Source organism: Kitasatospora misakiensis, assembly GCF_042656005.1.
Classification (GTDB): domain Bacteria; phylum Actinomycetota; class Actinomycetes; order Streptomycetales; family Streptomycetaceae; genus Kitasatospora; species Kitasatospora misakiensis.
This window is the reverse complement of record NZ_JBHSOF010000019.1, coordinates 15,005-39,012: the sequence shown is the minus strand read 5'-3', so window position 1 is coordinate 39,012 and position 24,008 is coordinate 15,005. Positions and strand designations below refer to the sequence as shown.

Below are 24,008 nucleotides of genomic sequence, written 5' to 3'. Positions count from 1 at the left end.
CGCTTCGCCGACGGCCCGGAGCAGGCCGCGTACGGCGGCCTGCTCCGGTCGATGCGGGGAGTCCGTCACTTCTTCTCGTCGCCCTTCTTGTGCTTCGGCTCGGGCATCGGCTGCGAGCCGTCGGGCGACGGCTTGGCCGTACCGGGGTCCTTCTTGCCCCCGTGCTTGCCGCTGCTGTTCTTGTCGGTTCCCCAGCCCATGGGGTCCTCCTTGCTACTGAATGACGGCTACCGGTCCGGCGGCCGAGGCGTCGGCGGGTTAGCCGGCTTCGGCCGGGGCGGCTTCGGTTCGGGCATGGACATAGCGGCACTCCTTTCGGGTCGGAGGAGGGGCATGGTTGTTGATCCCGCCCGCGCCGCCGGCTCGGCGGCGCGGGCGGGGGTTCAGCGGACGCGGTTGATCAGCACCACAGCAGCTGCCACCACGTGCAGTGCGGCCGCCACCGAGACTCCGTAGGCCGCCCACACCCGGACGGAATCGGGGTCGGAAGGCGGCACGTCCTTGGAGCCGAGATCGTCGTCCAGCGGGTTCCGGCTCACCAGGAGATCGCCAGGTCGGCGTGAACGACCTTCCCGAGCGGTTCAACGCTCGCGCCCCACCGGCCACCGGTCAGGTGGTCCACCAGGGCCAGACCGCGGTGGCACTCCTCATCGGGAGAGGCCCGGATCAGTACCGGCAGAGCACACGAACCGTCGCGCACCGAGATCCGTGCGACCGTCGGCGAGATGAGTCGGACGGCGACCGCCATCTGCTGCTGGCACCCCGTCTTCGAGGCATTGGTGACCAACTCGCCGGCGACCACTTCGGCCGCCTCGACCAGCTGGCCCAATCCCCACTCCGTGAGCGTCTCCCGGAGGAAGCGACGAGCGCGGCCCGCCGACTCGGGAAGGTAGGGCAGCAGCACTTCGGCTGCCGTCGGAGCTGGGATCGATGTGGCGTCAGACGACGCGCGAGTCTCCATCTGGACGTGCTGCACGGGAGCTCCAAGGTGTCGGCCGTGGGTGCGGCCATCTCCTTTAGATGAGGTTCTGCCATGCACTCATGTACATGAGTGCATGGCAGAAGAGTGCCCGACTCCTCTACATGAGTCAACCCGTCGCGAGAGGAATCTCGCGACGGGTTGCTGGAGTTGATCGTCAGTCAGTCGTGGGCTGGGAAGCGATAGTCGAGAACGAACTGGTCGGCGGCCATGACGGTGTCGCACACCTCCACTACTCGTCCACCTATGGAAATGGCGTCGCGGACGAGATGGATCACTGGCGCACCGGGGCTCAGGGCGAGCGCCTTGGTCTCGGGCTTGGTTGCGAGTCGGGCCCGCACGGACTCGGTGAACTCGACGAGGGAGTACCCGTGCTCTTCGAGGCGGGCGTAGATGCCGCCTCCGCCGGGATTCTCGGCGAAGACCTCCGGGATGTCCTTGGCCACATCCCAGGGCAGGTAGGAGGTGGCCTCCTCCGTCGGTACGCCGTCCCGGAAGTACCGGCGCTTGCGGGCCAGCACTTGGGTGTCGGCGGGAAGGCCCAGGCGCGCGGCGATATCCGGTGGTGCCGAGGTGGGCCCCACGAACAGCACGGTCACGGACGGGACACCGCCGGCCGTCTCCGTCTCGGCGAGGTACGCGGCTTTGCCGGCCTTGCGGTGGGCGCGGCGGAAGCGATCCGCGGACTTGCGCTGAACCGGCGGGCGTGAACGGACGAAAGAACCACGGCCATGGTGCGTCTCGATCAGCTGGGCCGTTCTGAGCTCCGCGATGGCTTTGCGTACTGTGCCGGACGCTACTCCGTACCGTTGCATGAGCTCAGCTTCGCTGGGTACGGTCGCGCCGGGGGCGAGGCCGCCCGAGGCGATCTGTGCGGCGAGATCGGCCGCGATCTGCAGGTACTTTGCTGTGGCCGACGAGGCCACGTCACCATTCGCCATAGTCCTTCAAGGCTCCTATTCTCCTGCACATGAGTAACAGCGCCAGGAACTCCCAGTCAACGCCGCTCCACTCGGTGTCCGTCGCCGGGGTGGTGGTGCGGGAGGACGGCCGGGTGCTGGCGATCAGGCGGGCCGACAACGGGACTTGGGAGCCGCCGGGTGGAGTGCTGGAGGTGACGGAGGCTGTTGAGGACGGCGTGCGACGCGAGGTGTTCGAGGAGACCGGGATCAAGGTCGGCGTGGAGCGGCTGACCGGCGTCTACAAGAACGTGAATCGCGGAATCGTCGCCCTGGTTTTCCTGTGCCGCCCGGAGAGCGGGGTCGAGAAGCTCTCGGCCGAGTCGACCGCCGTCGACTGGCTCACACCGGACGAAGTCTCCGACCGTATGGCCGAGGTGTACGCCGTACGCATCCTGGACGCGCTCCGAGATAGTGCCACACCGATGGTCCGTGCACACGACGGTCGGCATCTGCTTGGTTAGCAGTCGTTGGATGCGACTGCGTGCCCCATGCGCCCAAGTCCGGCAGAAGCCACGACGAATTCAACTGGACCACGTTCTCGACCTGCTGCGCCCCGTCGTGCGTTCGAGGTGAGGCCCACACCCCGCTGGGTAGGGGGTGCGGTGGCGAATCCACTGCAGGAGAGAGGGAGCATCATGGCAGCGAACGAGCAGGCGAAAGGCACTGCGGGGTACCTGTTCGAGGTGGGGATGCTCAAGCGGGCGAAGCGATCGGGTTGGTGGATCGCCGGCGTCAAGGACCCCGAGACCATCGCCGAGCACTCCTTCCGTGTCGGTGTCGTGGGTGCGGTTCTCGCGATGATGGAGGGCGCGGACCCGGCGAAGGTCGCTCTGCTGTGCCTCTTCCACGACACGCAGGAGACCCGGATCGGCGACATCCCGCACATCGGGCGGCGATACGTCACGGCCGCGTCCAACGAGCAGGTCACGGCCGACCAGGTCAGTGCTGCTCACCCGGCAGTGGTGGCGGGAGTCCAGGCGATCGTCGACGAGTACGAGAACGGCGAGAGCCTGGAGGTGGTTGTCGCGCACGACGCCGACAAGCTCGAATGTCTCATCCAGGCCGTCGAGTACCGGGAGCAGGGCTACCGGAACGTGCAGCCCTGGATCGACACCAGCCTCGGGAGCCTGAAGACCGACGCGGCCCGCCAACTCGCCGAGGCTGCGCTCACGATGACCTCGCTGGAATGGCAGAAGGTCTACCTGACGTAGGGGGAGAGCGGCGTGACGGTGGCGGTTGGGCTGCTGGACGGCGAACGGACGGCAGGCCTGGAAGAGCAGCTGAGGATGGTGCTCGGCGAGGCGTTCGCGGAGCCTCCCTACGGGGAGGGGCCGGTCGATGTGGAGCGGGCATTCCAACGGTTCCGCTCTCAGGTACGTCGGCGCGGGTTCCGGGCGGCGATCGCGTTCGATGGCGACACTGTGGTGGGCCTGGCGTACGGCTACCCATTGTCAGCGAACACGGGATGGTGGGACACCCTGATCGACTTGGTGCCCAGCGACCTCCGGCACGAGGACGGCAAGCGTACGTTCGGCCTCTTCGAGCTGGCAGTCCGGCCCGGGTGGCGTCGCCAAGGCGTCGCCACCCGGATGCACCGCGCCCTCGTCGAGGGTCTCGACAACGCCCGGGTGATGCTGAACAGCCGACCGGAGGCGACCGCAGCCCAGGCGGCCTACCTCTCCTGGGGCTACTGGCGCGTCAGTTCGGCGATTCCCTGGGAGGGCGCGGCCCGCCACGATGTGATGATCCTCGACCTGCTTCGTCCTGCGCCGGAGACATGAAAGCCCTACGGGTGACGGTCTCGCCGCTCGTGTCCGAGGCGATCCGCTCAGCCGGCCGTGTATTCCGCGAAGGGCACGGCGTGAGCCAGGGCGAGGTCCCGGTATCGGCGGTACTCGTCCAGCCGGTCGTCCGGCAGCAGCTCGCCGCCGATGAACTGTCCGGCCTCCGTGTAGTGCATCCGGTAGACCCGGGCGTCGTCGAAGAGCCAGAAGTCGTGCTCCGGGAGGCCGGTCACGTCCTGGTGCGTCGTGTCGAGGATGCCGATGGTCTCCCCGGCCTTGATATTTCCGGGGTACGAGGCCATCTGGTACCGGAGGTAGTCCGTCAGCGGTGAGTTGAGCACGTGCACCCTGCCCACCTGCTTGCCAAGGTCCGTCATGGAACGGACCCACGGGTTGTCCGAGCGCTTCGCGGGCAGTCCCTTGCCGGCGAGGAAGTCGGCGAACTCCTCGCGCTCCGCGTCGACGTCGTACTCGGCGAGGGTCTCCAGGCGGAACGCCGTCCGCTCGAAGGTCTGGAACAGTCGGCCGAAGTCTTCACCCTTGATCACGTGGTCGCCGTCCTCGCTGTTCGGCCGGTGGGCATCGAGGAGCCGTCCAAGATGGTCTCCGTTGCGTACGTACGGGTCCACATGTGAGCACTCATCGCTGCAGATCTGTGACTGTACGTCAAGTCTGCTGATCTGTCGGCGTAAACTGGAATGGCCACCGCCCAACTGGGCGGTGGCCATTCCACGCGCGCGCCCACAACTTGGCGGTTTCGGCGCACGCGTTTCCAACCAACACTGGCCAGTATGCCAGTCGGTCTGTTGTCCGGCTCGCATCTCGGCCACGAAAGGTCGAACGTGCACGTCGTCACCACCGAAGCCCTCTCCCTCGCCCGCCCCACCGGCACTCCACCCGCGAACGAGTTCCGGGTGCGGGTCGGGCAGTGGATGCAGAGCGTCCCGACCGGCGGGCCCTGGAAGTCCCTGGGGCCGTCCTTCGTCCTCTTCCTCATGCACGCCGCGCAGAAGGCCGACGCGGACGGGACCAACCTGCACTGCCCGCCCTCCAACCTCTGGTTCTCCCGGGCCTGCCGGGTCTCCAAGGACTCCGTCCCCGGCTTCTACCGGGCCGCCGAGGCGGCCGGAGTGCTGGCCCTGGTGCACGGCCCTTCCGGTACCCGGGTGCGCGGCTACGCCGTCACCATGCCTCTGGGCGGCGTCCCCGACTGGGACGCCGCCCTCGCCGTCCTGCGCGCCGACGCCCGCCGCGTGAAGCAGGAGCTGCTCCGCTGCGGCGCCGGCGAGTCCGCACCTGCGGACTCGCCGGTGAAGTCCGCACGTGCGGCGCTGCCGAGGTCGTGCGACGCCGAGCGGAAGGCCGCACGTGCGGACTCGGGCACGTCCGCACGTGAAGGCTCGAAGCTCCGCACGTGCGGACGGAACCAGGAAGTCCCTTACCAGGTAGGGAAGATGGTTGCTGTTGTGGTGACAGCTACCACTCCGCGCGCGGGCGAAGCGCCCGACCCCGCGGGGTGGGAGCGGATGACCGAGCACCTGCCGCCCGACCTCCGGGAGCCCGCCCGCGCCGTCCCGGAGGGCGACCTGCTGCGCCGCCTCACCACCACGGCCCTCCGGGACGGCTGGGCGTCCCCGGGGTGGCTCGCCGCTCGCCTGGCCTCCCACCGGCCGGGGAACGCCCCCGACGTCGCCCCTGCGGACCGCCTCGCCGCCGGTCTGGCCGCCGTCCTGTACGTCCTCTCGGACCGACATGCCCACGGGCGGCGGGGGCTCTACGGTCCTACGCATGAGTGACGGGCTCCAGCCCGTCTCCGCGGCGACACCGTACCGGCCGTCCGCGCCCACGATGGTCGGTATCTGCTTGGCTAGTGGTCGTCGGATGCGCCCGAGGCACCCGGGAGAGGACGCCATGACCTTCTACGAGCAGCACCGCGACTTCATCGAGGAGCTGGAGCGGATCGCTCCGGACGGCGTCCGGATCGAGTGGTCCGGGGACACGCTGACCATGCAGGCGTCGCCCTCGAACATCCACCAGCTCAACATCGCCCAGGTGCGCAGGCAGTTCGAGCGGCACGCGCCCGACGGGTACCTCCCCAGCGAGCGCAGTGAGATCGTCAGCCCGGACGTCTCCAAAGGCCGTGAGCCGGACCTCACCTACCTGCCGGTGGAGGTGCTCTCCGAGCCGGGCAACCGGGCCCCCGCCGCGGAAGCCCTGATCGCCGTGGAGATCGTCTCGCCGTCCAACCCGGGCAACGACTGGATGGACAAGCTGCACGACTACGCCGTGATGCGCATCCCGCTGTACCTGATCGTGGACCCGCGTCAGCGGACGGTGACGCTCTTCTCCGAGCCGAACCACGACCGCTACCACACCCGCAGCGACCGGAAGTTCGGCGACGAGATCCGCGTCCCGGAGCCCTTCGGCTTCACCCTGAGCCTCGCGGCGCTCGTCCCGTACCGGGACCCGGCCGGTGGGTAATGGCGGTGAGTGGGGGCGGGTGGGCGTGATAGACCCGGGGGCACTATGAACATTTGTGTCTTCTGCTCCGCGTACTCGCTCGACGACCGCTACTCCGCACCCGCCGCCGAGTTCGCCCGGCTGCTCGGGGAGGGTGGGCACACGCTGGTCTGGGGCGGGTCGGACGCCGGGTTGATGGGGGTGCTGGCCGACGGGGTGAAGGAGGCGGGCGGGCGGCTGGTCGGGATCTCCGTCGAGCTGCTGAAGCACAAGGCGTACGACGGGGCCGACGAGCTGGTCACCACCGCCGACTTCGCCGAGCGCAAGGCGCAGCTGCTGATGCGCGCGGACGCGGTCGTCGTGCTGGTCGGCGGGCTCGGCACGCTGGACGAGGTCACCGAGGTGCTGGAGCTGAAGAAGCACGCGCTGCACGACAAGCCGGTGGTCGTGCTGGACACCGAGGGCTTCTACGCGGGCCTGCGGACGCAGCTGGAGCGGATGGACGCCGAGGGCTTCCTGCCGCGTCCGCTCGGCGAGCTGATCACCTTCGCCGACACCCCGGCCCAGGCGCTCGAACAGCTCAAGGCCTGAGAGGATCACCGTCATGGCCTCTCATCTGATCACCGGCGCCGGCTCCGGCATCGGCGCCGTCCTCGCCGCCCGTCTCGCCGAGCGCGGGGACGAGCTCTGGCTGCTGGCCCGCGACGCCCGCCGGGCGGCCGAGCTGCGCGAGCGGTTCCCCGGGGCGAAGACCCTGGTCGGCGACCTGGCCGATCCCGCCAAGCTCTCCTGGGCCTTCGGGCACCAGCAGTTGCCGGTCGAGCTGGACTCGCTGCTGCACGTGGCCGGCGTGGTCGAACTGGCCCCGGTCGGCGAGCTGCCGGTCAAGGCCTGGCAGGAGACCCTGAACGTCAACCTGGTCGCCCCCGCCGAGCTGACCCGGCTGCTGCTGCCCTCGCTGCGGCTCGTCAAGGGGCACGTGGTGTTCGTGAACTCCGGCGCCGGCCTGCGGGCGAGCGCCGACTGGTCGGCGTACGCGGCGAGCAAGCACGGGCTGAAGGCGCTCGCGGACTCGCTGCGGCTGGAGGAGCACGGCAACGGCGTACGGGTCACCTCGGTGTACCCCGGCCGCACCGCCACCGCGATGCAGGCCAAGGTGCACCAGCAGGAGGGCCGGGCGTACGACGCCGGGCAGTGGATCGAGCCGGAGTCGGTGGCGAAGGCGATCCTGGCGGCGCTGGACGCCTCCCGGGACGCGGAGATCACCGACATCACCGTCCGCCCGGGGTACTAGCGGAGCAAGGCAAGAGCGCAGGTAGTCGGCCCGGCCGACTTCCTGCGCGGCCCCGACTAGGCTCGGGCGGGTGAGCAACGGACACCCCTTCCCCGACCTGGTCGGCGCCGCCACCGGCGTCGGATCGCTGCCCGGCACCGACGCGCGGGAGGCCGCCAGGACCTCCACCGGCGCGTTGGAACAGCTGCCGTTCCTCCCCGAACTCCCCGCCCGGGGGCCGGGCGCCGACATGATCGGCCGGTCCGCCGGCCTGCTGGTCGAGCTGTTCGCGCAGACCGAGCCGAGCGGCTGGCGGTTCACCGACCGGCCGGGGCGGGACACCCGGCGCGCCCACTCCTGGCTCGGCGAGGACCTCGACGCGCTGGAGGAGTTCACCCAGGGGTACGCCGGCGCGCTCAAGGTGCAGGCGGTCGGGCCGTGGACGCTGGCCGCCGCCGTCGAGCTCAAGTACGGCGAGAAGGCGCTCGCCGACCGCGGCGCCTGCCGGGACATCGCCGGCTCGCTCACCGAGGGCCTGCGCCGCCACCTCGCGGACGTCCGCCGGCGCATTCCCGGCGCGGAGGTGGTGCTCCAGCTGGACGAGCCCTCGCTGCCTGCGGTGCTGGCCGGCGAGGTGAAGACCGCGAGCGGCTTCCAGCGGCTGCGCGCCGTCGACCGGCAGCACGCCGAGGAGGCGCTGCGGAACGTGGTCGGCGCCCTCGACGCGCCCGTGGTGGTGCACTGCTGCGCGCCGGGGGTGCCGCTGCCACTGCTGCGCCGGGCCGGGGTGGCGGGCGTCTCGTTGGACTTCTCCTTGCTGACCGAGCGTGAGGACGAGGATCTGGGGGAGGCGGTCGAGGCCGGCACGATGATCTTCGCGGGTGTCGTCCCGTCCACCGACCGGGCGCTCGCTCAATCAGCGGCACTGTCAGACCCGGCCGGTAGTGTCCAGGGTGTCAGGGCGTTGTGGCGCAGGCTCGGGTTCTCCCCGGAGCTGCTGGGCCGCCGTGTGCTGGTGACGCCGACCTGCGGGCTGGCCGGGGCCTCCCCGGCCCATGCGCGCCGGGCGTTGTCACTCAGCGTGAACGCGGCCCGGAGCCTGGTGGACAACCCGGAATGAGAATCGACGGAGGGCTTGCGGTGGTGGCTGTCGAGGGCTGGGAGGACGTCCCGGCGGAGGTGCGCAAGCGGCACGCGGAGCTGGCCGCCGAGATCACGGACCACCGGGCCCGGTACTACGAGCAGGACGCGCCGGTCGTCAGCGACGCCGAGTTCGACGCGCTGATGCGCGAGTTGGAGGGGCTGGAGGCCGAGCACCCGGCGCTGGTCACGCCGGAGTCGCCCTCGCAGAAGGTCGGCGGCGCGCCGACCCTGCTGTTCGCCCCGGTCGAGCACCGGGAGCGGCTGCTCAGCCTGGACAACGCGATGGACGGCGAGGAGCTCGCCGCCTGGGCCGAGCGGGTCGCCACCGAGCTGGCCGGCATCGAGTACCACTACCTGTGCGAGCTCAAGGTGGACGGCCTGGCCGTCAACCTCACCTACGAGAACGGCCAGTTGGTGCAGGCCGCGACCCGCGGCGACGGCCGGGTCGGCGAGGACATCACCGCCAACGTCCGCACCATCAAGGAGATCCCGCACCGGCTCAAGGGCGACAAAGTGCCCGAGCTGGTGGAGATCCGCGGCGAGGTCTACTTCCCGACCGAGGCCTTCGAGGCGCTCAACGCCTCGTTCTCGGAGGAGAACGAGCGCCGCCGGCTGGAGAACGAGGAGCGCGCCAAGGAGGGCAAGCGCCCCCGGGCGATGATCCGGCTGTTCATGAACCCGCGCAACGCCGCGGCCGGCTCGCTGCGCCAGAAGGACCCGCTGGTCACCGCCTCCCGTCCGCTGCACATGGTGGTGCACGGCATCGGCGCCCGGGTCGGCTTCGACATCGACTGCCAGTCGCACGCCTACGACCTGCTGCGCGAGTGGGGCCTGCCGACCGCCCGGCACAACGAGGTGGTCGGCACGCTCGACGAGGTGCGGGCGTTCATCGAGCGGTTCGGCGAGCAGCGGCACTCGGTCGAGCACGAGATCGACGGCGTGGTCGTCAAGGTGGACGAGATCGCCCTCCAGGGCCGGCTCGGCTCCACCTCGAAGTCCCCGCGCTGGGCGATCGCCTGGAAGTACCCCCCGGAGGAGGTCACCGGGAAGCTCGCCGCGATCAAGGTGGGCATCGGCCGCACCGGCCGGGCCACCCCGTACGCGGTGCTGGCCGAGCCGGTGAAGGTGGCCGGCTCGATGGTGCAGTACGCGACGCTGCACAACCAGGAGGTCGTCAAGGCCAAGGACGTGCTGCTCGGCGACACCGTGGTGCTGCGCAAGGCCGGCGACGTGATCCCGGAGATCCTCGGCCCGGTGTACGACCTGCGGGACGGCACCGAGCAGGCCTTCGTGATGCCCTCGCACTGCCCCGAGTGCGGCAGCGAGCTGCGGCCGATGGCCGAGGGGGACATCGATCTGCGCTGCCCCAACGCCCAGTACTGCCCGGCCCAGATCCGGGAGCGGATCGCCTTCCTCGGCGGCCGGTCGGCGCTGGACATCGAGGGGCTCGGCTACGTCGCGGCCACCGCGCTGACCCAGCCGCTGGAGCCGGCCGAGGCGCCGGTGGGGAACGAGGGCGACATCTTCGGCCTGACGGTGGAGCAGCTGCTCCCGATCAAGGTGCTGGTGCGCGACCAGAAGACCGGTATGCCGAAGCTGGACGACGAGACCGGCGAGGAGAAGGAGGTGTTCTTCTTCGCCACCACCGCCGGTGCGCCGAAGAAGAACACCGGGCTGCTGCTGGAGAACATCGAGAAGGCCAAGGACCGCCCGCTCTGGCGCTTCCTCAACGGGCTCTCGATCCGGCACGTCGGCCCGGTCGCCGCCCAGGACCTGGCCCGGGAGTTCCGGGACCTGGACGCGATCTTCGCGGCGAGCGAGGAGCGGCTGGCCGCCACCGAGGGGGTCGGCGCGGGCACCGCGCGCTCGATCGTCGAGTGGTACCAGGTGGACTGGCACCGGGAGATCGTCGAGAAGTGGCGCGCCGCCGGCGTTCGCTTCACCGAGGAGGCCGCCGAGGAGGAGGGCGAGCGTCCGCTGGAGGGGCTGACGGTGGTCGTCACCGGCACGCTGGCCGGGCACACCCGGGACGGCGCCAAGGAGGCGCTGACCTCGCGGGGCGCGAAGGTGACCGGTTCGGTGTCGAAGAAGACCCACTTCGTGGTCGCCGGTGACAACCCCGGGTCCAAGTACGACAAGGCCGTTCAGCTGGGGCTGCCGATCCTCGACGACGAGGGCTTCGCCGTCCTGCTGGAGCAGGGGTCGGCCGCCGCCCGGGTCCACCTGGGGCTGCCGCCGGAGCCGGTGGAGGAGCCGGCGAAGAAGGCGCCGGCGCGGAAGAAGGCCGCCGCGAAGAAGGACGCGGAGGAGGAGACGCAGGCCGCGACGGAGCCGGCCGGCGAGCCCGCCGGCGAGCCCGCCGAGGAGCCGGCCGAGGAGCCCGCCGAGGGCTGACCCCCGCGCGCGGAAGCCCCGAATCCGGCTTGTTATCGTCCTGATGCAACGTCATCGGGTGCCGCACAGTGATAGCGGGCATCGTGACACTGTGCGGCACCCAGCGCGGTGGCGTATGTCCGGTTGTCCGAAAGTCTGCCCGTCGGGTGAGGCCGCGCATACCCTGGACCGCAACAGAGTGTCAGCAGGGGTGGGGGTACCGGCCGAGCCGGACTCCGCGGGGCCGCTCCATGCCTGGCAGGCTGCCGGCACCGGTACGGTGCCTCACCGCTAGGCGGCCTGACGGGGCGGGCCCGACGGAGGACAGGGCTTATGGATCATACGACCGGCGGTGCGCCCACACGCCCGCCGCAGGGGGTGGCAGGAGCGGTCCTGCTGCTCGGCGTGCTGCTGGCCGGCGCCGCGCCGCTCATCCCGCTGGCCGTGCTGGTCTACCGCTACGAGCCGGAGCTGCTGCCGCTGTTCGCGGTGCCGCTGGCCGTCCTGGTCGCGGCCTGGCGGATCGCCCGGGACCGGGCGCGCGACCAGCTCACCGACCCGCTGACCGACCTGCCCAACCGCCAGGCGTTACTGCTCGCCGCCCAGGAGTCGATCGCCGAGCACACCGAGGGGTACAGCGTCGGACTGATCCTGCTCGACCTCGACCGCTTCCGGTCGCTCAACGACACCCTCGGCCATACCGCCGGCGACCGCCTGCTCGTCCACATCGCCCGCCGCCTGCACCGGGCGCTGCGCTCCGGCGGGGCCGCCGGCAGCGCCACCCGCGAATCGATCGACGACGTCTTCGCCGGCCTCCCCCGGCACTACCGCGGCCGCCCGATGGTGGCCCGGATGGGCGGCGACGAGTTCGCCGTCCTGCTGCCCGGTATCGGCTGCCCGGACTCCCTGGAGAAGGTGGCCAAGGCGCTGATCGCCGAACTGGCCGCGCCGATCCGCCTCGACGGCCTGCTGCTCGTCCTGGAGGCCAGCGCCGGCGTCTGCGTCTTCCCGCAGCACGCCCAGGACGCCGAATCGCTGCTGCGCCGCGCCGACGTGGCGATGGGGCACGCGCAGCGCGGCCGCACCTCGGTCGAGCAGTACGACGAGACCCAGGACGCCGACACCCCGTACCGGATCGGGCTGCTGGGCGACCTTCGGCGGGCCCTGGAGACCGGCGAGGTGCAGCTGCACTACCAGCCCAAGGTGGCCTTCGACGGCCGGGTGGTCGGGCTGGAGGCGCTGCTCCGCTGGGAGCGGCCCGGCCAGGGCCGGGTCTCCCCGGACGAGTTCGTGGGCCTCGCCGAGTCCAGCGGGCTGATGCCCCGGCTGACCGACTACGTGCTGGAGGCCGCCGTCGGCCAGCTCGCCCACTGGCGCGAGCAGGGCCTCCAGGTGCAGGTCGCGGTGAACGTCTCGCCGCGCGACGTGCTCAACCCCGGCTTCGCCCAGCGGGTCGCCGGCCACCTCGTCCGCCACCAGGTGCCGGCCCACGCGCTCCAGCTGGAGATCACCGAGCGGCTGCTGCTGGACGACTCCCGGCGGGCCGCCGACACCCTCGCGGAGCTGCGCGGCTACGGGGTCGGGATGTCCCTGGACGACTTCGGGACGGGCCACTCCTCGCTGGTGCGGCTGCGCAGCCTGCCGGTCGGCGAGCTGAAGATCGACCGCTCCTTCGTCTCCCGGATGGCCACCGACGACCACGACGCGGCGGTGGTCCGCTGCTCGGTCGAGCTGGCCCACTCGCTCGGCCTGACCGTGGTCGCCGAGGGCGTCGAGGACGACGAGACCTGGGAGCGGCTGAACTGCATGGGCGTGGACGCGGTGCAGGGCTGGCTGGTGTCGGCGGCGCTGCCAGCCGAGCAGGCCACCGCCTGGCTGCGGGTGCACCGCACCGGCGCCCCGCCGGTGGAGCGGCTGAGCCCCGCCGCCGACCGGCTGCCGCCGGCGATCCAGCCCGCCCTGCCGCCCGTGATCCAGGCCGTGCAGGCCGCCAAGCTGGAGATCCAGGCGCCCCCGCAGCAGAGTTGGGCGCCGACCCGCCCGCAGTGAGCGGTGCCGCGCGGCGGCGGTGACCCCGCCCCACCGCCGGTCGTTGGCCGGTGGTTGTTCCATGCCCCATAGGATGGGGACCACAGACCACGAGGACGGGAGCGCCGGACAGGCGGCTCCCGGCCCGGGCCCGGCGCCACCGGAAGGCGGATCCGGGCCTCACCAGAACTCACCCTGAGGATCGCTGCATGCCTGGCATCACGCGCGAGGAGGTCGCCCACCTCGCTCGGCTGTCGCGTCTTGAGTTGCAGGCCGAAGAGCTGGACCACTTCGCCGAGCAGCTCGACGTGATCATCGGCGCGGTCGCCCGCGTTTCCGAGGTCGCCGGACAGGACGTCCCGCCCACCTCCCACCCGCTGCCGCTGACCAACGTCATGCGCGCGGACGAGGTCCGGCCGTCGCTCACCCCGGAGCAGGCGCTGGCCGGTGCCCCGGCCGCCGAGGAGCAGCGTTTCCGCGTTCCCCAGATCCTCGGGGAGGACTGACCGAGATGACCGAACTGATCCCCACCCCCATCATCAAGTGGACTGCTGCCCAGACCGCCGGTGCCATCGCCAAGGGCGAGGTGTCCGCCGTCGAGGTCGCGCAGGCGCACCTGGACCGCATCGAGGCCGTCGACAAGAAGGTCAACGCCTTCCTGCACGTCGACACCGAGGGCGCGCTGAGCGCGGCCAAGGCCGTCGACGACAAGCGCGCCAGGGGCGAGGAGCAGGGCCCGCTGGCCGGCGTCCCGCTGGCGCTCAAGGACGTCTTCACCACCAAGGGCGTGCCGACCACCTGCGGTTCGAAGATCCTCGAAGGCTGGGTCCCGCCGTACGACGCCACGCTGACCGCGCGTCTCAAGGACGCCGGCGTCGTCATCCTCGGCAAGACCAACATGGACGAGTTCGCGATGGGCTCCTCCACCGAGAACTCCGCCTACGGCCCGACCGGCAACCCGTGGGACCTCTCCCGCATCCCGGGCGGCTCCGGCGGTGGTTCGGCCGCCGCGCTGGCCGCCTTCGAGGCCCCGCTGGCGATCGGCACCGACACCGGCGGCTCGATCCGCCAGCCCGGCGCCGTCACCGGCACCGTCGGCGTGAAGCCGACCTACGGCTCGGTGTCCCGCTACGGCCTGGTGGCGTTCTCCAGCAGCCTGGACCAGGGCGGCCCGTGCGCCCGCACGGTGCTGGACGCGGCGCTGCTGCACGAGGCCGTGGCCGGCTACGACCCGATGGACTCCACCTCGATCGACGCGCCGGTCCCGGCCGTGGTCGAGGCCGCGAAGCTGCGCGACGTGCGCGGCATGCGGATCGGTGTGGTGAAGGAGTTCGCCGGCGAGGGCTACCAGGCCGGCGTGATGCAGCGCTTCAACGAGTCGGTGGAGCTGCTGCGCGAGCTGGGCGCCGAGGTCGTCGAGGTCTCCTGCCCGTCCTTCACCCTGGCGCTGCCGGCGTACTACCTGATCGCCCCCAGCGAGGCCTCGTCCAACCTGGCCCGCTTCGACGCGATGCGCTACGGCCTGCGGGTCGGCGACGACGGCACCCGCTCCGCCGAGGAGGTCACCGCGCTGACCCGCGAGGCCGGCTTCGGCCCCGAGGTGAAGCGCCGCATCATCCTCGGCACCTACGCGCTCTCCTCGGGCTACTACGACGCCTACTACGGCTCGGCCCAGAAGGTGCGCACGCTGATCTCGCGCGACTTCGACGCCGCCTTCGCGGGCGTCGACGTCCTGGTCTCGCCGACCACGCCGACCACCGCCTTCCCGATCGGCGAGCGCGCCGACGACCCGATGGCGATGTATCTGGCCGACCTCTGCACGATTCCGTCCAACCTCGCGGGCAACGCGGCCATGTCGCTGCCGGTCGGCCTGGCGCCGGAGGACAATCTCCCGGTCGGCCTGCAGATCATCGCTCCCGCGATGGCGGACGACCGCCTGTACCGCGTGGGCGGCGCCGTCGAGGCCGCACTCAACGACAAGTGGGGGCACACCCTGCTGGAGGAGGCACCGGCACTGTGAGCAAGATCGAGAACGCCAAGGCCCAGACCGCTTCGCTGAAGGGGTGGAAGCACTCCAAGGCCGGGCTCTGGCTGTCCATCGGCACGAGCGCGTTCAGCGCGATCGGCATCGCCAAGGACGTGCGCAAGGCCCGCGGCGAGAGCGACACCCTCAAGCTGGTCAACGCCCTGGTCGGCGCCGCCGCCCTGGTCACCGGTACCGCCCTGCTGGTGCGCGAGCTGCGCCGCCTCGGCGACGACGACGTCCTGCTGGGCTGACCCAGCGCGTGAGGCCCCGGCCTGCACCCGCGGTGCAGGCCGGGCCCGCACCACCGAAGACTTTTTAGTGAAGGGGACGCTGTGAGCGTCATGAACCTGGTCTCCTACGAGGACGCTCTCGCGTCGTACGACCCGGTGATGGGCCTGGAGGTCCACGTCGAGCTGGGCACCAAGACCAAGATGTTCTGCGGGTGTTCGACCGAGCTGGGCGCCGAGCCCAACAGCCAGGTCTGTCCGACCTGCCTGGGCCTGCCGGGCTCGCTGCCGGTCGTCAACGCGGTGGGCGTCGAGTCGGCCGTCAAGATCGGCCTGGCGCTGAACTGCGAGATCGCCGAGTGGTGCCGGTTCGCGCGGAAGAACTACTTCTACCCGGACATGCCGAAGAACTTCCAGACCTCGCAGTACGACGAGCCGATCGCCTTCAACGGCTACCTCGACGTGCAGCTGGAGGACGGCACGACCTTCCGGGTGGAGATCGAGCGCGCCCACATGGAGGAGGACACCGGCAAGTCCAGCCACGTCGGCGGCGCGACCGGCCGGATCCACGGCGCGACCCACTCGCTGCTGGACTACAACCGGGCCGGCATCCCGCTGATCGAGATCGTCACCAAGCCGATCGTCGGCGCCGGCGAGCGGGCCCCCGAGGTCGCCCGCGCGTACGTCGCCGAGCTGCGCGAGGTGATCCGCTCGCTGGGCGTCTCCGAGGCCCGGATGGACAAGGGCCAGATGCGCTGCGACGTCAACCTGTCGCTGCGCCCGAACGGCACCGAGACCTTCGGCACCCGCTCGGAGACCAAGAACGTCAACTCGCTGCGCAGCGTGGAGCGGGCCGCCCGCTTCGAGATCCAGCGGCACGCCACCGTGCTGACCGACGGCGGCACGATCGTCCAGGAGACCCGGCACTTCCACGAGGAGGACGGCAGCACCACCGCCGGCCGGATCAAGGACAACGCCGAGGACTACCGGTACTTCCCGGAACCGGACCTGGTGCCGGTCGCGCCGTCCCGCGCCTGGGTCGAGGAGCTGCGCGCCGCGCTGCCCGAGCTGCCCCGGGTGCGCCGGGACCGGCTGCAGGCCGAGTGGGGCCTGACCGACAAGGACATGCAGTCGGTGCTGAACGCCGGCGCCGTCGAGCCGATCCAGCAGACCATCGCCGCCGGCGCCCCGGCCGACCAGGCCCGCAAGTGGTGGATGGGCGAGCTGGCCCGCCGCGCCAACGAGACCGGCACCGAGCTGGCCGAGCAGCCGATCACCCCGGCGCAGGTCGCCCGGGTCACCGCGCTGGTCGCCGAGGGCAAGCTGAACGACAAGCTGGCCCGCCAGGTCATCGAGGCCGTGCTGGCCGGCGAGGGCGAGCCGGACGAGGTCGTCGAGAAGCGCGGCCTGGCCGTGGTCTCGGACGACTCCGCGCTCGGTGCCGCCGTGGACCAGGCCATCGCCGAGAACGAGGCGATCGCCGCCAAGATCCGCGACGGCAAGGTCGCCGCGGTCGGCGCGCTGGTCGGCGCGGTCATGAAGGCCACCCGCGGCCAGGCCGACGCGGCGCGCGTCAAGGATCTGATCCTGGAGAAGCTGGGCGCTTCGGCCTGAGTTTCTAAGGCTCATAAGGCGATCTAAGGCCTACTTAGGCGCCCAAGGCCCGGTCTTACCCTTCATCAGGGGTGAGGCCGGGCCTTTGCCGTCCCCGCCGCCCCACCCCTAAGGCGACCGGCCCCCGGAACATCCGGCAGGCTGCCGATGTGGCCCACCCCTCTGGGGGAGGAGTCTCTACCTCAGCACGAGAGAGCACGAGAGAGACACCGAAACCCACGAGGGGAAACACCGTGATCGAGTACGAGCTCATCAAGCAGCACGAGCGCGAACTTCAGGCCGTCGCCGAGCACGAGCGCCTGGTCCGTACGGCCAAGGGCGCCAAGCGCACCGGCTGGCGCCCGAATGTGGCCTTCCGCACCCAGCGGGGCGCCGTCCGCACGAGCGAATGCTGACGAACCGGCACCAAGGTGCCGTGCGAGGACCGGAGGGGGAGGCGACACGGGGGTGCGCCTCCCCCTCCGGGCGTTCGGAGGGCGGGATAACCGCTCGGACGGCGGATGACCTCTATGGCATGCTCGCCTCCATGCAGCAGATATCGGTGAGTCCCGTCTTCGTCGGCCGCGATCCGGAACTCACCGTCCTGCTGGACGCGCTGCGCAGGGCCGGCGACGGGCAGCCGCAGACCGTGCTGATCGGCGGCGAGGCCGGGGTCGGCAAGACCAGGCTGCTGGAGGAGTTCCTCCGGCAGGCCTGCCACGACAACGTGATCACCACCGTCGGCGGCTGTCTGGAGGTCGGCGCCGAGGGCCTGCCGTACGCGCCGCTGGCCACCGCGCTGCGCCGGCTGCACCGCGGCCTGGGCGCCGAGCTGGAGGCCGCGGCGGCCGGGATGGAAGGTCACCTCGCCCGGCTGATGCCGGACTTCGGCGAGGCCGACGGCGAACCCAACGACGAGTACGGACGAGCCCGGCTGTTCGAGCACACCGCGAGGCTGTTCGAACGACTCGGCACGGACCGTACCCTCGTGCTCGCCGTCGAGGACCTCCACTGGTCCGACCGCTCCACCCGGGAGCTGCTGGCCTACCTGGTCCGCACCCTGCACCGGGCCCGGGTGCTGCTGGTCGCCACCTACCGCAGCGACGACCTGCACCGCCGCCACCCGCTGCGGCCGTTCCTGGCCGAGCTGGAGCGGCTGCGCACCGTGCAGCGGACCGAACTGGAGCGCTTCGGGCCCGTCGAGGTGGCCGCCCAGCTGGCCGGCATCCTCGGCACCGCCGCCCCGGACCGGGAGCTGGTCGCGCGGATCCACCGCCGCTCGGAGGGCAACCCCTTCTTCGTCGAGGAGCTCGCCACGGCCTTCCGCGAGGGCTGCTCGGCCGGGCTCACCGACTCGCTCCGGGACATGCTGCTGGTCCGGGTCGAGGCCCTGGACGAGCAGACCCAGCGCGTCCTGCGGATCGCCGCCGAGGGCGGCTCCTACGTCGAGCACGCCCTGCTCGCCGCCGTCCTGGACGACGAGGAGGAGCTGATCGCCTCGCTCCGGGCCGCCGTCGGCGCCAACATCCTGCGCCCGGACACCGACGGCGACGGCTACCGGTTCCGGCACGCGCTGGTCCGCGAGGCCGTCTCGGACGACCTGCTGCCCGGCGAACGGCACCGGATCAACCGGCGGTTCGCCGCCGCGCTGGAGGCCGACCCGCACCTGGTCGGCTCCGACGTCCGGCCCGCCCGGCTGGCCAACTACTGGTACCACGCGCACGATCCGGCCAGGGCCCTGCCGACCGCCCTGGAGGCCGCCCGGGCCGCCCGCCGGCGCAACGCCTTCGCCGAGCAGCTGCGGATGCTGGAGCGCGCCCTGGAGCTCTGGGACGAGGTCTCCGAGGACGTGCTGGAGGGCACCCTGCGCCCGCACGACTGGGCCGAGACCTATCCGCCCTGCTCCTGCGACGCGGACCGGCACAACGCCGGCTGCGCGCGGCTCTGCCTGATCGACGTACTGGCCGAGGCGGTGGTCGCGGCCCGTCGCAGCGGCGACCGCGAGCGCGGCCTGAGCCTGGCCAAGCGGGCGCTCAAGCTGGTCGACGAGACCGGGCACCCGGCCCGCGCCGCCTGGTTCCGGATCAACCGGGCCCGGATGCTCGGCCACCTGCGCCGCTCCGGCGACGAGGAGGAGATCGCGTACGCGCACCGGCTGGTCGAGCACCTGCCGCCGTCCGCCGTCCAGGCCGAGGTGTTCGCGCTCGGCGCCGGCAGCGGGATGCTCTCCAACCCTCGGCCCGAACTGGTCGAGCTCGCCGAGCGGGCCGTCCGGATCGCCCGCGAGGTGGGCGCGCACGCCGTCGAGCAGCACGCCCTGATGACGCTCAGCGGGCTGCGCAACGACCTCGACTCCGACCCGGAGACCGCGGTCGCCCAGCTCACCGCGGCCGTGGAGGCCACCCGGCGGATCGGCGCACCGGACGTCCTGCTGCGCGGCATCAACAACCTGTCCTCGATGCAGCGCGGGCTCGGCCGCGCCGAGGAGGCGGCGGCGCTCGCCCGCGAGGGGCTGGAGTCCGCCCGCGGCAACGGCCTGCAGCGCAACATCGGCACCATCCTGACCGGCAACCTCGCCGAGGCGCTGATGGACCTCGGGCGGATCGACGAGGCCGAGCGGGTGCTCGCCGAGTGCGACCTGATCGGCTCGACCGGCACCCACGCGGAGTTCCTGGACCGGATGCGCGGCGAACTCGCCCTGCTCCGCGGCGACCTGGCCGGCGCCGCCGCGCTGCTGGCGCAGGCCCGGGCGGCCAACCGGATCGGCCAGCTCCAGCACTCCGTCCCGATCGCGCGGCTGGCGCTGCGGATCGCCGTCGGCGCCGGCCGCCCGCTGGACGCCCGCGCCGAGCTGCTCGCGGCCCTGGACGAGGACCTCCGGTGCGGCTACCTCGCCGACCTCTACCCGCTGCTGGTGGACGGCGCCGCCGCCGAGGCGGACAGCCGGGGCCTGCCGGAGGCCGACCCGGGCCGGGCCGCCGTACTGGCCCGGATCGCCTCGACGGCGGCCGCGCTGACCCCGACCGTGCCGCTGCACCACGGCTGGGCCCGGCTGCTGGAGGCCGAACTGGCCCGCGCCGAGGGGGCGGACACCCCGGAGCACTGGGCCGGCGCGGTCGCGACGCTGCGGCCGACCGGCCTGCCGTACCCGCTGGCGGTCGCCCTGCTGCGGGCCGGCGAGGCCGAGGTGCTGGCCGGCCGCCGCGAGTCCGCTGTCGAACTCCTGCGCGAGGCACGGGAACTGGCGTCCGCCCGGTCCGACGCCCGGCTCCGCGCCGAGGTCGACGCGCTGGCCGGACGGGCCGGCCTGGCGGTGGCCGCGGACCGTCCGCTGCCCGCCGCGGCGGTGCCGGCCGGCGAATCCCTCGGCCTCACCCCCCGTGAGCGGGACGTGCTCCGTCTGCTCGCCCGGGGGTGCACCAACCGGCAGATCGCCGAGGAGCTGTACATCTCGCCGAAGACCGCGAGCGTGCACGTGTCCAACATCCTCGGCAAGCTCGCGGTGGCCGGCCGGGGCGAAGCCGCCGCGCTCGCCCACCGCCTGCGGCTGTTCCCCGAGGACCTGAGCCCGGTCGGCCGCTGACCGCCCGCCCGCCGTCGCCCGTCCGGTCCGGCCGCCACCTCGGCCGCTGCCGGGCGGGCGCCTCCGTGTGCTCCCGTGCGCGCCGCGTGAGCCCCGGTTCGCGCGCCCCCGCCGACCGGCCGGTTTCGGCGGAATCGGCCCCACCACCCCACCCCGGGACCATTACTCTAAGTTGAGTGTGCGTGTCATTGAGTGACCGAAGTGGTGTAGGGTCCCGAACGGGAACATCGGTGTGGCGGGACGGCCGGCAGGCCCCCCGCCCCCTGGGCCACCGCCCTGTCGGGGCGCCAGGTCACCGCGCACGGCCACCAGGCGCGCGGCCGGTGGTTCGTGACCGGGGCGCGAGGCCCCGGGCCGGAGGGGGAGAGGCCGAGTGAGCTCCACCGACGCGGTGCTGCCCGGAGCCGGACGGCCCCAGGCACCGGACACCGCCCTGCCCGTGGACGGCCCGCCGTGGCCCGGCCCGGCACCGCACGGCGTCCGCGCCGCCGGACCGCCCCCGTTCGGGCCGGCGGGCGGCGGCGCGAGACCCGGGCCGCTCCGCCGGGCGCTCGACAGCCGCAAGCTGCCCGGCGCCGTCCTCGGCGTGCTCTGCCTCGCCTACACCCTGGGCGCCGCGCTCGGCTGGGGCTCGCGCCAGATCGCCGTCTTCATGGGCGACTTCGGCCTGGCCGCCGCCGCCCTCGCCGCCGCGCTCTCCTGCCTCGCGTACGGCTGCACGGTCGGCGGCCACGCCCGCCCGGCCTGGCTGCTGTTCGGCCTCTCCTCGCTGATGGTCGCCTTCGGCAACGGCACCTGGGGCTGGTACGAGCTGGTCGAGCGGACCCCGCTGCCGCCGAACTCGCTCGCCGAGTACGCCTTCCTGCTGTTCGCCCCGCTCGCCATCACCGGCGTCCTGGTGCTCGCCCAGCGCCCCCGCACCGCCGCCGGCTGGCTCTGCCTGCTGCTGGACGGCTGGCTGGTGGCCGGCTCGCTGTTCACCCTCAGCTGGAGCCTGGCCCTCGGCCGCACCGCGGCCGGCGAGGCCGGCTCCCCGCTGCGGCTGGCCCTCAACCTGGCCTACCCGGTGCTGGACATCCTGCTCGTCTCGCTCGTCGTCGGCCTGCGCTTCGGCGGCCGGGACGGCAACCGCGCCGCGGTCCACACCGCCATGGTCGGCCTCGCCGTCACGGTGCTCTGCGACGCCCTGTTCACCTCGCCCGAGCTGCGCGGCAGCTACCACTCCGGCGAACTGCTGGACGCCGGCTGGTTCGCCGGCAGCCTGCTGCTCGCCTGGGCGCCGTGGTCCCCGCGCTGGCGCCGCCCGCTGCGCGAGCACCCCGCCCTCGGCGGCCTGCCCCGCCGCCGGGTGGCCACCACCTTCAGCGCGCTCACCCCGTACGCGGCCGCCGCGGTCTGCACCGCCGGTATCCTCTACAACGCCCTCGGCGGGCGCTCGCTGGACCGGGTGGTGGCCGCGGCGGCCTGCACCGTCGGCCTGGCGCTGATCCTGCGGCAGGGCATCATGCTGCTCGACAACCTCTCGCTGGCCCAGGAGCTCGCCCACAAGGAGGCGCACTTCCGCTCCCTGGTGCAGGGCTCCAGCGACGTCATCATGATCGCCGGCGCCAACGGCGTGCTCTCCTACGTCTCCCCGGCCGCGCTCGGCGTCTACGGGCGCGACCCGGAGGAGCTGGTCGGCGGCAACCTGCTCGACCTCATCCACCCCGAGGACGTCGACCGGGTGCTGCTGGAGGTCCGCCGCTTCCTGGCCCGCGGCCGGCTGGCCGCCCACCGCGACCCCGGCGCCGAACCGCTGCCCGCGGCCCGGGTGGAGTGCCGGATCGGCTCCGGCGCCGGCGACTGGCTGCACGTCGAGTCCACCGTCGACCGGTACCGCGACGGCCTGATCCTGAACAGCCGCGACGTCACCGAACGGGTCATGCTGCAGGCCCAGCTGCAGCACAACGCCTTCCACGACCCGCTCACCGACCTGCCCAACCGGGCGCTGTTCACCCAGCGCCTGCGCGGCGCGCTGGCCGCCCGCAGCCAGCAGGACGAGGCGGGCGCCGGGGTCGCCGTGCTCTTCCTCGACCTGGACGGCTTCAAGGCGGTCAACGACACCGCCGGCCACCAGGTCGGCGACGAGCTGCTGGTCCAGGCCGCCCGCCGGCTCCAGGGCGCCGTCCGCTCCGGGGACACCGTGGCCCGGTTCGGCGGCGACGAGTTCGCCGCCCTGGTCTGCGGCCCGCTCGGCCGCCTCCAGGTCCAGGAGCTCGCCGAGCGGCTGCGGGGCGCGCTCTCCGAGCCCTACTGGATCGGGGGCAGCGAACTCAGCGTCGCCGCCAGCATCGGCATCGCCTTCGGTACCCCCGAGCGCGGCCCGGCCGCCGACCCGCGGGCCGCCGCCGACGAGCTGATGCGCAACGCCGACCTCGCGATGTACCGCGCCAAGTCCGAGGGCAAGGGCCGGGTGATGCTCTACACCCCGGCCATGCGCGCCGACCTGGAGCGCCGCACCGAGCTGGACGAACGCCTGCGCGTGGCCGTCCGGGAGGGCGGCTTCACCCTGCTCCACCAGCCCGTGGTGGACCTCGTCAGCGGCGCGGTCACCGCCGTCGAGGCCCAGGCCCGCTGGCGCTCCGCCCAGGGCCTGCTGCTCACCCCCGCCGAGTTCCTGCGCTCCACCGAGCCCGGGGACGCCGCCGCGCGGTTCTCCCGCTGGCTGCTCCGCGAGGCGGTGGCCGCCGCCGCGCTGCGCCGCGGCCCGGCCGCCCGGGGCCGCAGCGCCGCGCCGCCCGTCCCGGTGTCCGTCCGGCTCTCCGCCGAGCGGCTCTGCGCGCCCGGCCTGTACGAGGCGGTGGTCGCGGCCCTGCGCGACAGCGGACTGCCGGGCGGCCAGCTGATCGTCGAGGTGGCCCGGATGGGCCCGGACGACCTGGCCGACGAGCTCGGCCGCCGGCTGGACGCGCTGCGCCGGCTCGGCGTCGCCACCGCCCTGGCCGGCTTCGGGGCCGGCAGCGGCTCGCTCGGGGCGCTGGTCCGGCTCCCCTTCGACGGTCTGAAGCTGGACCGTTCGCTGGTCCAGGATCTGGGCGAGTCGGCGCTCGCCAGGACCCTGGCCGGGCACGCCCTGCGGCTCGGCCGGGACCTCGGCCTGGTCACCGCCGCCGAGGGCGTCGACCTGCCCCGCCAGGTGGCCGTGCTGCAGGAGCTGGGCTGTCGCCAGGCCCAGGGCTCGGCCTTCGCCGCGCCGCTCGACGAGACCCGGCTGCGGCGCGAGCTGGCCCGCCGCGCGTACCCGGTGCCCCGGCCGCTCGGCCCGCTGCCCGCGCGCCGCCCCCACCTGGCCGCGGACACCCGGACGAGTGGCCGCGGCGAGGCCGCCGCAGGGCGTGTCGTACCTCACCACAACGCCTCCGACCTGCCCGAACACCCGGCCGTGGCCGGTCCGGGAGCCGGTCCGCATGGCGAGACTGTCGTCCCACCTGCTTGACAGTCGACCCTTGACGGGAGGAAGGTCGTTGCCATGCGCACCCGAATTCTCGTACTTGGCGGGCGCGTCGGCTGAGCGGGACCCGTCCCGTTCGTGACAGAC

22 protein-coding genes are annotated in these 24,008 nt (G+C 72.5%); 17 read left to right on the top strand and 5 right to left on the bottom strand.

The window, feature by feature from the left end; all coding sequences use genetic code 11:
• Positions 1-65: 65 nt before the first annotated feature.
• From ACFP3U_RS16665 to ACFP3U_RS16650, 4 genes are all read right to left on the bottom strand, one after another.
• The gene (locus tag ACFP3U_RS16665) at positions 66-200 is read right to left on the bottom strand and encodes a hypothetical protein (protein WP_380226309.1); all 135 of its coding nucleotides are present in this window, start codon (positions 198-200) and stop codon (positions 66-68) included.
• A 183-nt stretch (positions 201-383) separates the two neighbouring features.
• Positions 384-539 carry a hypothetical protein gene (locus tag ACFP3U_RS16660; RefSeq protein WP_380226308.1) on the bottom strand — a complete coding sequence of 52 codons (156 nt, stop codon included), beginning with the start codon at positions 537-539 and terminating at the stop codon, positions 384-386.
• Positions 536-976: an ATP-binding protein gene (locus ACFP3U_RS16655; protein WP_380226307.1), complete on the bottom strand. Its 441-nt coding sequence runs from the start codon at positions 974-976 to the stop codon at positions 536-538. The genes ACFP3U_RS16660 and ACFP3U_RS16655 overlap by 4 nt, the downstream gene beginning before the upstream one ends.
• 164 nt (positions 977-1,140) lie before the next feature.
• Positions 1,141-1,920, bottom strand: a complete 780-nt coding sequence (locus ACFP3U_RS16650; protein ID WP_380226306.1) for a GntR family transcriptional regulator — start codon at positions 1,918-1,920, stop codon at positions 1,141-1,143.
• Between the two features lie 17 nt (positions 1,921-1,937).
• On the opposite strand from ACFP3U_RS16650, the gene ACFP3U_RS16645 reads away from it, so the two are divergent.
• The 3 genes from ACFP3U_RS16645 (at position 1,938) to ACFP3U_RS16635 (ending at position 3,722) form a co-directional block, all read left to right on the top strand.
• Positions 1,938-2,402, top strand: a complete 465-nt coding sequence (locus tag ACFP3U_RS16645; protein ID WP_380226385.1) for an NUDIX hydrolase — start codon at positions 1,938-1,940, stop codon at positions 2,400-2,402.
• Positions 2,403-2,576: 174 nt separating this feature from the next.
• Positions 2,577-3,152 carry an HD domain-containing protein gene (locus tag ACFP3U_RS16640; protein ID WP_380226305.1) on the top strand — a complete coding sequence of 192 codons (576 nt, stop codon included), beginning with the start codon at positions 2,577-2,579 and terminating at the stop codon, positions 3,150-3,152.
• A 12-nt stretch (positions 3,153-3,164) separates the two neighbouring features.
• Positions 3,165-3,722 carry a GNAT family N-acetyltransferase gene (locus ACFP3U_RS16635; protein WP_380226304.1) on the top strand — a complete coding sequence of 186 codons (558 nt, stop codon included), beginning with the start codon at positions 3,165-3,167 and terminating at the stop codon, positions 3,720-3,722.
• A gap of 47 nt (positions 3,723-3,769) precedes the next feature.
• Here ACFP3U_RS16635 and ACFP3U_RS16630 read toward each other — a convergent pair whose 3' ends face one another.
• Positions 3,770-4,354, bottom strand: coding sequence for a DUF6879 family protein (locus ACFP3U_RS16630; protein WP_380226303.1), 585 nt, complete (start codon positions 4,352-4,354; stop codon positions 3,770-3,772).
• 162 nt (positions 4,355-4,516) lie between these two features.
• Between ACFP3U_RS16630 and ACFP3U_RS16625 the strand changes: the two genes are divergently transcribed.
• The 14 genes from ACFP3U_RS16625 to ACFP3U_RS16560 all read left to right on the top strand — a co-directional run bounded on the left by ACFP3U_RS16625 (position 4,517) and on the right by ACFP3U_RS16560 (position 23,906).
• Positions 4,517-5,521 (top strand): hypothetical protein, encoded by a 1,005-nt coding sequence (locus tag ACFP3U_RS16625; protein ID WP_380226302.1) that lies wholly within the window; start codon positions 4,517-4,519, stop codon positions 5,519-5,521.
• Between the two features lie 115 nt (positions 5,522-5,636).
• On the top strand, positions 5,637-6,206 hold the full coding sequence (locus ACFP3U_RS16620; protein ID WP_380226301.1) for a Uma2 family endonuclease: 570 nt from the start codon (positions 5,637-5,639) through the stop codon (positions 6,204-6,206).
• Positions 6,207-6,251: 45 nt separating this feature from the next.
• Complete coding sequence (locus ACFP3U_RS16615; RefSeq protein WP_380226300.1) at positions 6,252-6,776, top strand: LOG family protein; 525 nt, start codon at positions 6,252-6,254, stop codon at positions 6,774-6,776.
• A gap of 13 nt (positions 6,777-6,789) precedes the next feature.
• Positions 6,790-7,479: an SDR family oxidoreductase gene (locus tag ACFP3U_RS16610; RefSeq protein ID WP_380226299.1), complete on the top strand. Its 690-nt coding sequence runs from the start codon at positions 6,790-6,792 to the stop codon at positions 7,477-7,479.
• A gap of 70 nt (positions 7,480-7,549) precedes the next feature.
• Positions 7,550-8,578 carry a methionine synthase gene (locus ACFP3U_RS16605; protein ID WP_380226298.1) on the top strand — a complete coding sequence of 343 codons (1,029 nt, stop codon included), beginning with the start codon at positions 7,550-7,552 and terminating at the stop codon, positions 8,576-8,578.
• Positions 8,575-10,995 carry an NAD-dependent DNA ligase LigA gene (gene ligA / locus ACFP3U_RS16600; protein ID WP_380226297.1) on the top strand — a complete coding sequence of 807 codons (2,421 nt, stop codon included), beginning with the start codon at positions 8,575-8,577 and terminating at the stop codon, positions 10,993-10,995. The genes ACFP3U_RS16605 and ligA overlap by 4 nt, the downstream gene beginning before the upstream one ends.
• 357 nt (positions 10,996-11,352) lie before the next feature.
• Positions 11,353-13,023: a putative bifunctional diguanylate cyclase/phosphodiesterase gene (locus tag ACFP3U_RS16595; protein WP_380226296.1), complete on the top strand. Its 1,671-nt coding sequence runs from the start codon at positions 11,353-11,355 to the stop codon at positions 13,021-13,023.
• A gap of 188 nt (positions 13,024-13,211) precedes the next feature.
• A complete protein-coding gene (gene gatC, locus ACFP3U_RS16590) occupies positions 13,212-13,508 on the top strand; it encodes an Asp-tRNA(Asn)/Glu-tRNA(Gln) amidotransferase subunit GatC (protein ID WP_035845952.1) in 297 nt (98 codons plus the stop codon).
• 5 nt (positions 13,509-13,513) lie between these two features.
• Complete coding sequence (gatA, locus tag ACFP3U_RS16585) at positions 13,514-15,022, top strand: Asp-tRNA(Asn)/Glu-tRNA(Gln) amidotransferase subunit GatA (protein WP_380226295.1); 1,509 nt, start codon at positions 13,514-13,516, stop codon at positions 15,020-15,022.
• Complete coding sequence (locus ACFP3U_RS16580) at positions 15,019-15,279, top strand: hypothetical protein (RefSeq protein WP_380226294.1); 261 nt, start codon at positions 15,019-15,021, stop codon at positions 15,277-15,279. Before gatA ends, ACFP3U_RS16580 begins: the two co-directional genes overlap by 4 nt.
• A gap of 81 nt (positions 15,280-15,360) precedes the next feature.
• On the top strand, positions 15,361-16,869 hold the full coding sequence (gene gatB, locus ACFP3U_RS16575) for an Asp-tRNA(Asn)/Glu-tRNA(Gln) amidotransferase subunit GatB (protein WP_380226293.1): 1,509 nt from the start codon (positions 15,361-15,363) through the stop codon (positions 16,867-16,869).
• Positions 16,870-17,102: 233 nt separating this feature from the next.
• Positions 17,103-17,264, top strand: a complete 162-nt coding sequence (locus ACFP3U_RS16570) for a hypothetical protein (protein WP_380226292.1) — start codon at positions 17,103-17,105, stop codon at positions 17,262-17,264.
• A 131-nt stretch (positions 17,265-17,395) separates the two neighbouring features.
• Complete coding sequence (locus ACFP3U_RS16565) at positions 17,396-20,431, top strand: helix-turn-helix transcriptional regulator (protein WP_380226291.1); 3,036 nt, start codon at positions 17,396-17,398, stop codon at positions 20,429-20,431.
• A 565-nt stretch (positions 20,432-20,996) separates the two neighbouring features.
• Positions 20,997-23,906, top strand: a complete 2,910-nt coding sequence (locus ACFP3U_RS16560) for a putative bifunctional diguanylate cyclase/phosphodiesterase (RefSeq protein ID WP_380226384.1) — start codon at positions 20,997-20,999, stop codon at positions 23,904-23,906.
• Positions 23,907-24,008 lie beyond the last annotated feature (102 nt).

Coding starts and splice junctions, on each gene's coding strand:
- ACFP3U_RS16625 (WP_380226302.1), top strand. CDS start 4,517: ATGCCAGTCGGTCTGTTGTCCGGCTCGCATCTCGGCCACGAAAGGTCG.
- ACFP3U_RS16610 (WP_380226299.1), top strand. CDS start 6,790: ATGGCCTCTCATCTGATCACCGGCGCCGGCTCCGGCATCGGCGCCGTC.
- ACFP3U_RS16650 (WP_380226306.1), bottom strand. CDS start 1,920: ATGGCGAATGGTGACGTGGCCTCGTCGGCCACAGCAAAGTACCTGCAG.
- gatC (WP_035845952.1), top strand. CDS start 13,212: ATGCCTGGCATCACGCGCGAGGAGGTCGCCCACCTCGCTCGGCTGTCG.
- ACFP3U_RS16620 (WP_380226301.1), top strand. CDS start 5,637: ATGACCTTCTACGAGCAGCACCGCGACTTCATCGAGGAGCTGGAGCGG.
- ACFP3U_RS16665 (WP_380226309.1), bottom strand. CDS start 200: ATGGGCTGGGGAACCGACAAGAACAGCAGCGGCAAGCACGGGGGCAAG.
- ACFP3U_RS16640 (WP_380226305.1), top strand. CDS start 2,577: ATGGCAGCGAACGAGCAGGCGAAAGGCACTGCGGGGTACCTGTTCGAG.
- ligA (WP_380226297.1), top strand. CDS start 8,575: ATGAGAATCGACGGAGGGCTTGCGGTGGTGGCTGTCGAGGGCTGGGAG.
- gatA (WP_380226295.1), top strand. CDS start 13,514: ATGACCGAACTGATCCCCACCCCCATCATCAAGTGGACTGCTGCCCAG.
- ACFP3U_RS16615 (WP_380226300.1), top strand. CDS start 6,252: ATGAACATTTGTGTCTTCTGCTCCGCGTACTCGCTCGACGACCGCTAC.
- ACFP3U_RS16565 (WP_380226291.1), top strand. CDS start 17,396: ATGCAGCAGATATCGGTGAGTCCCGTCTTCGTCGGCCGCGATCCGGAA.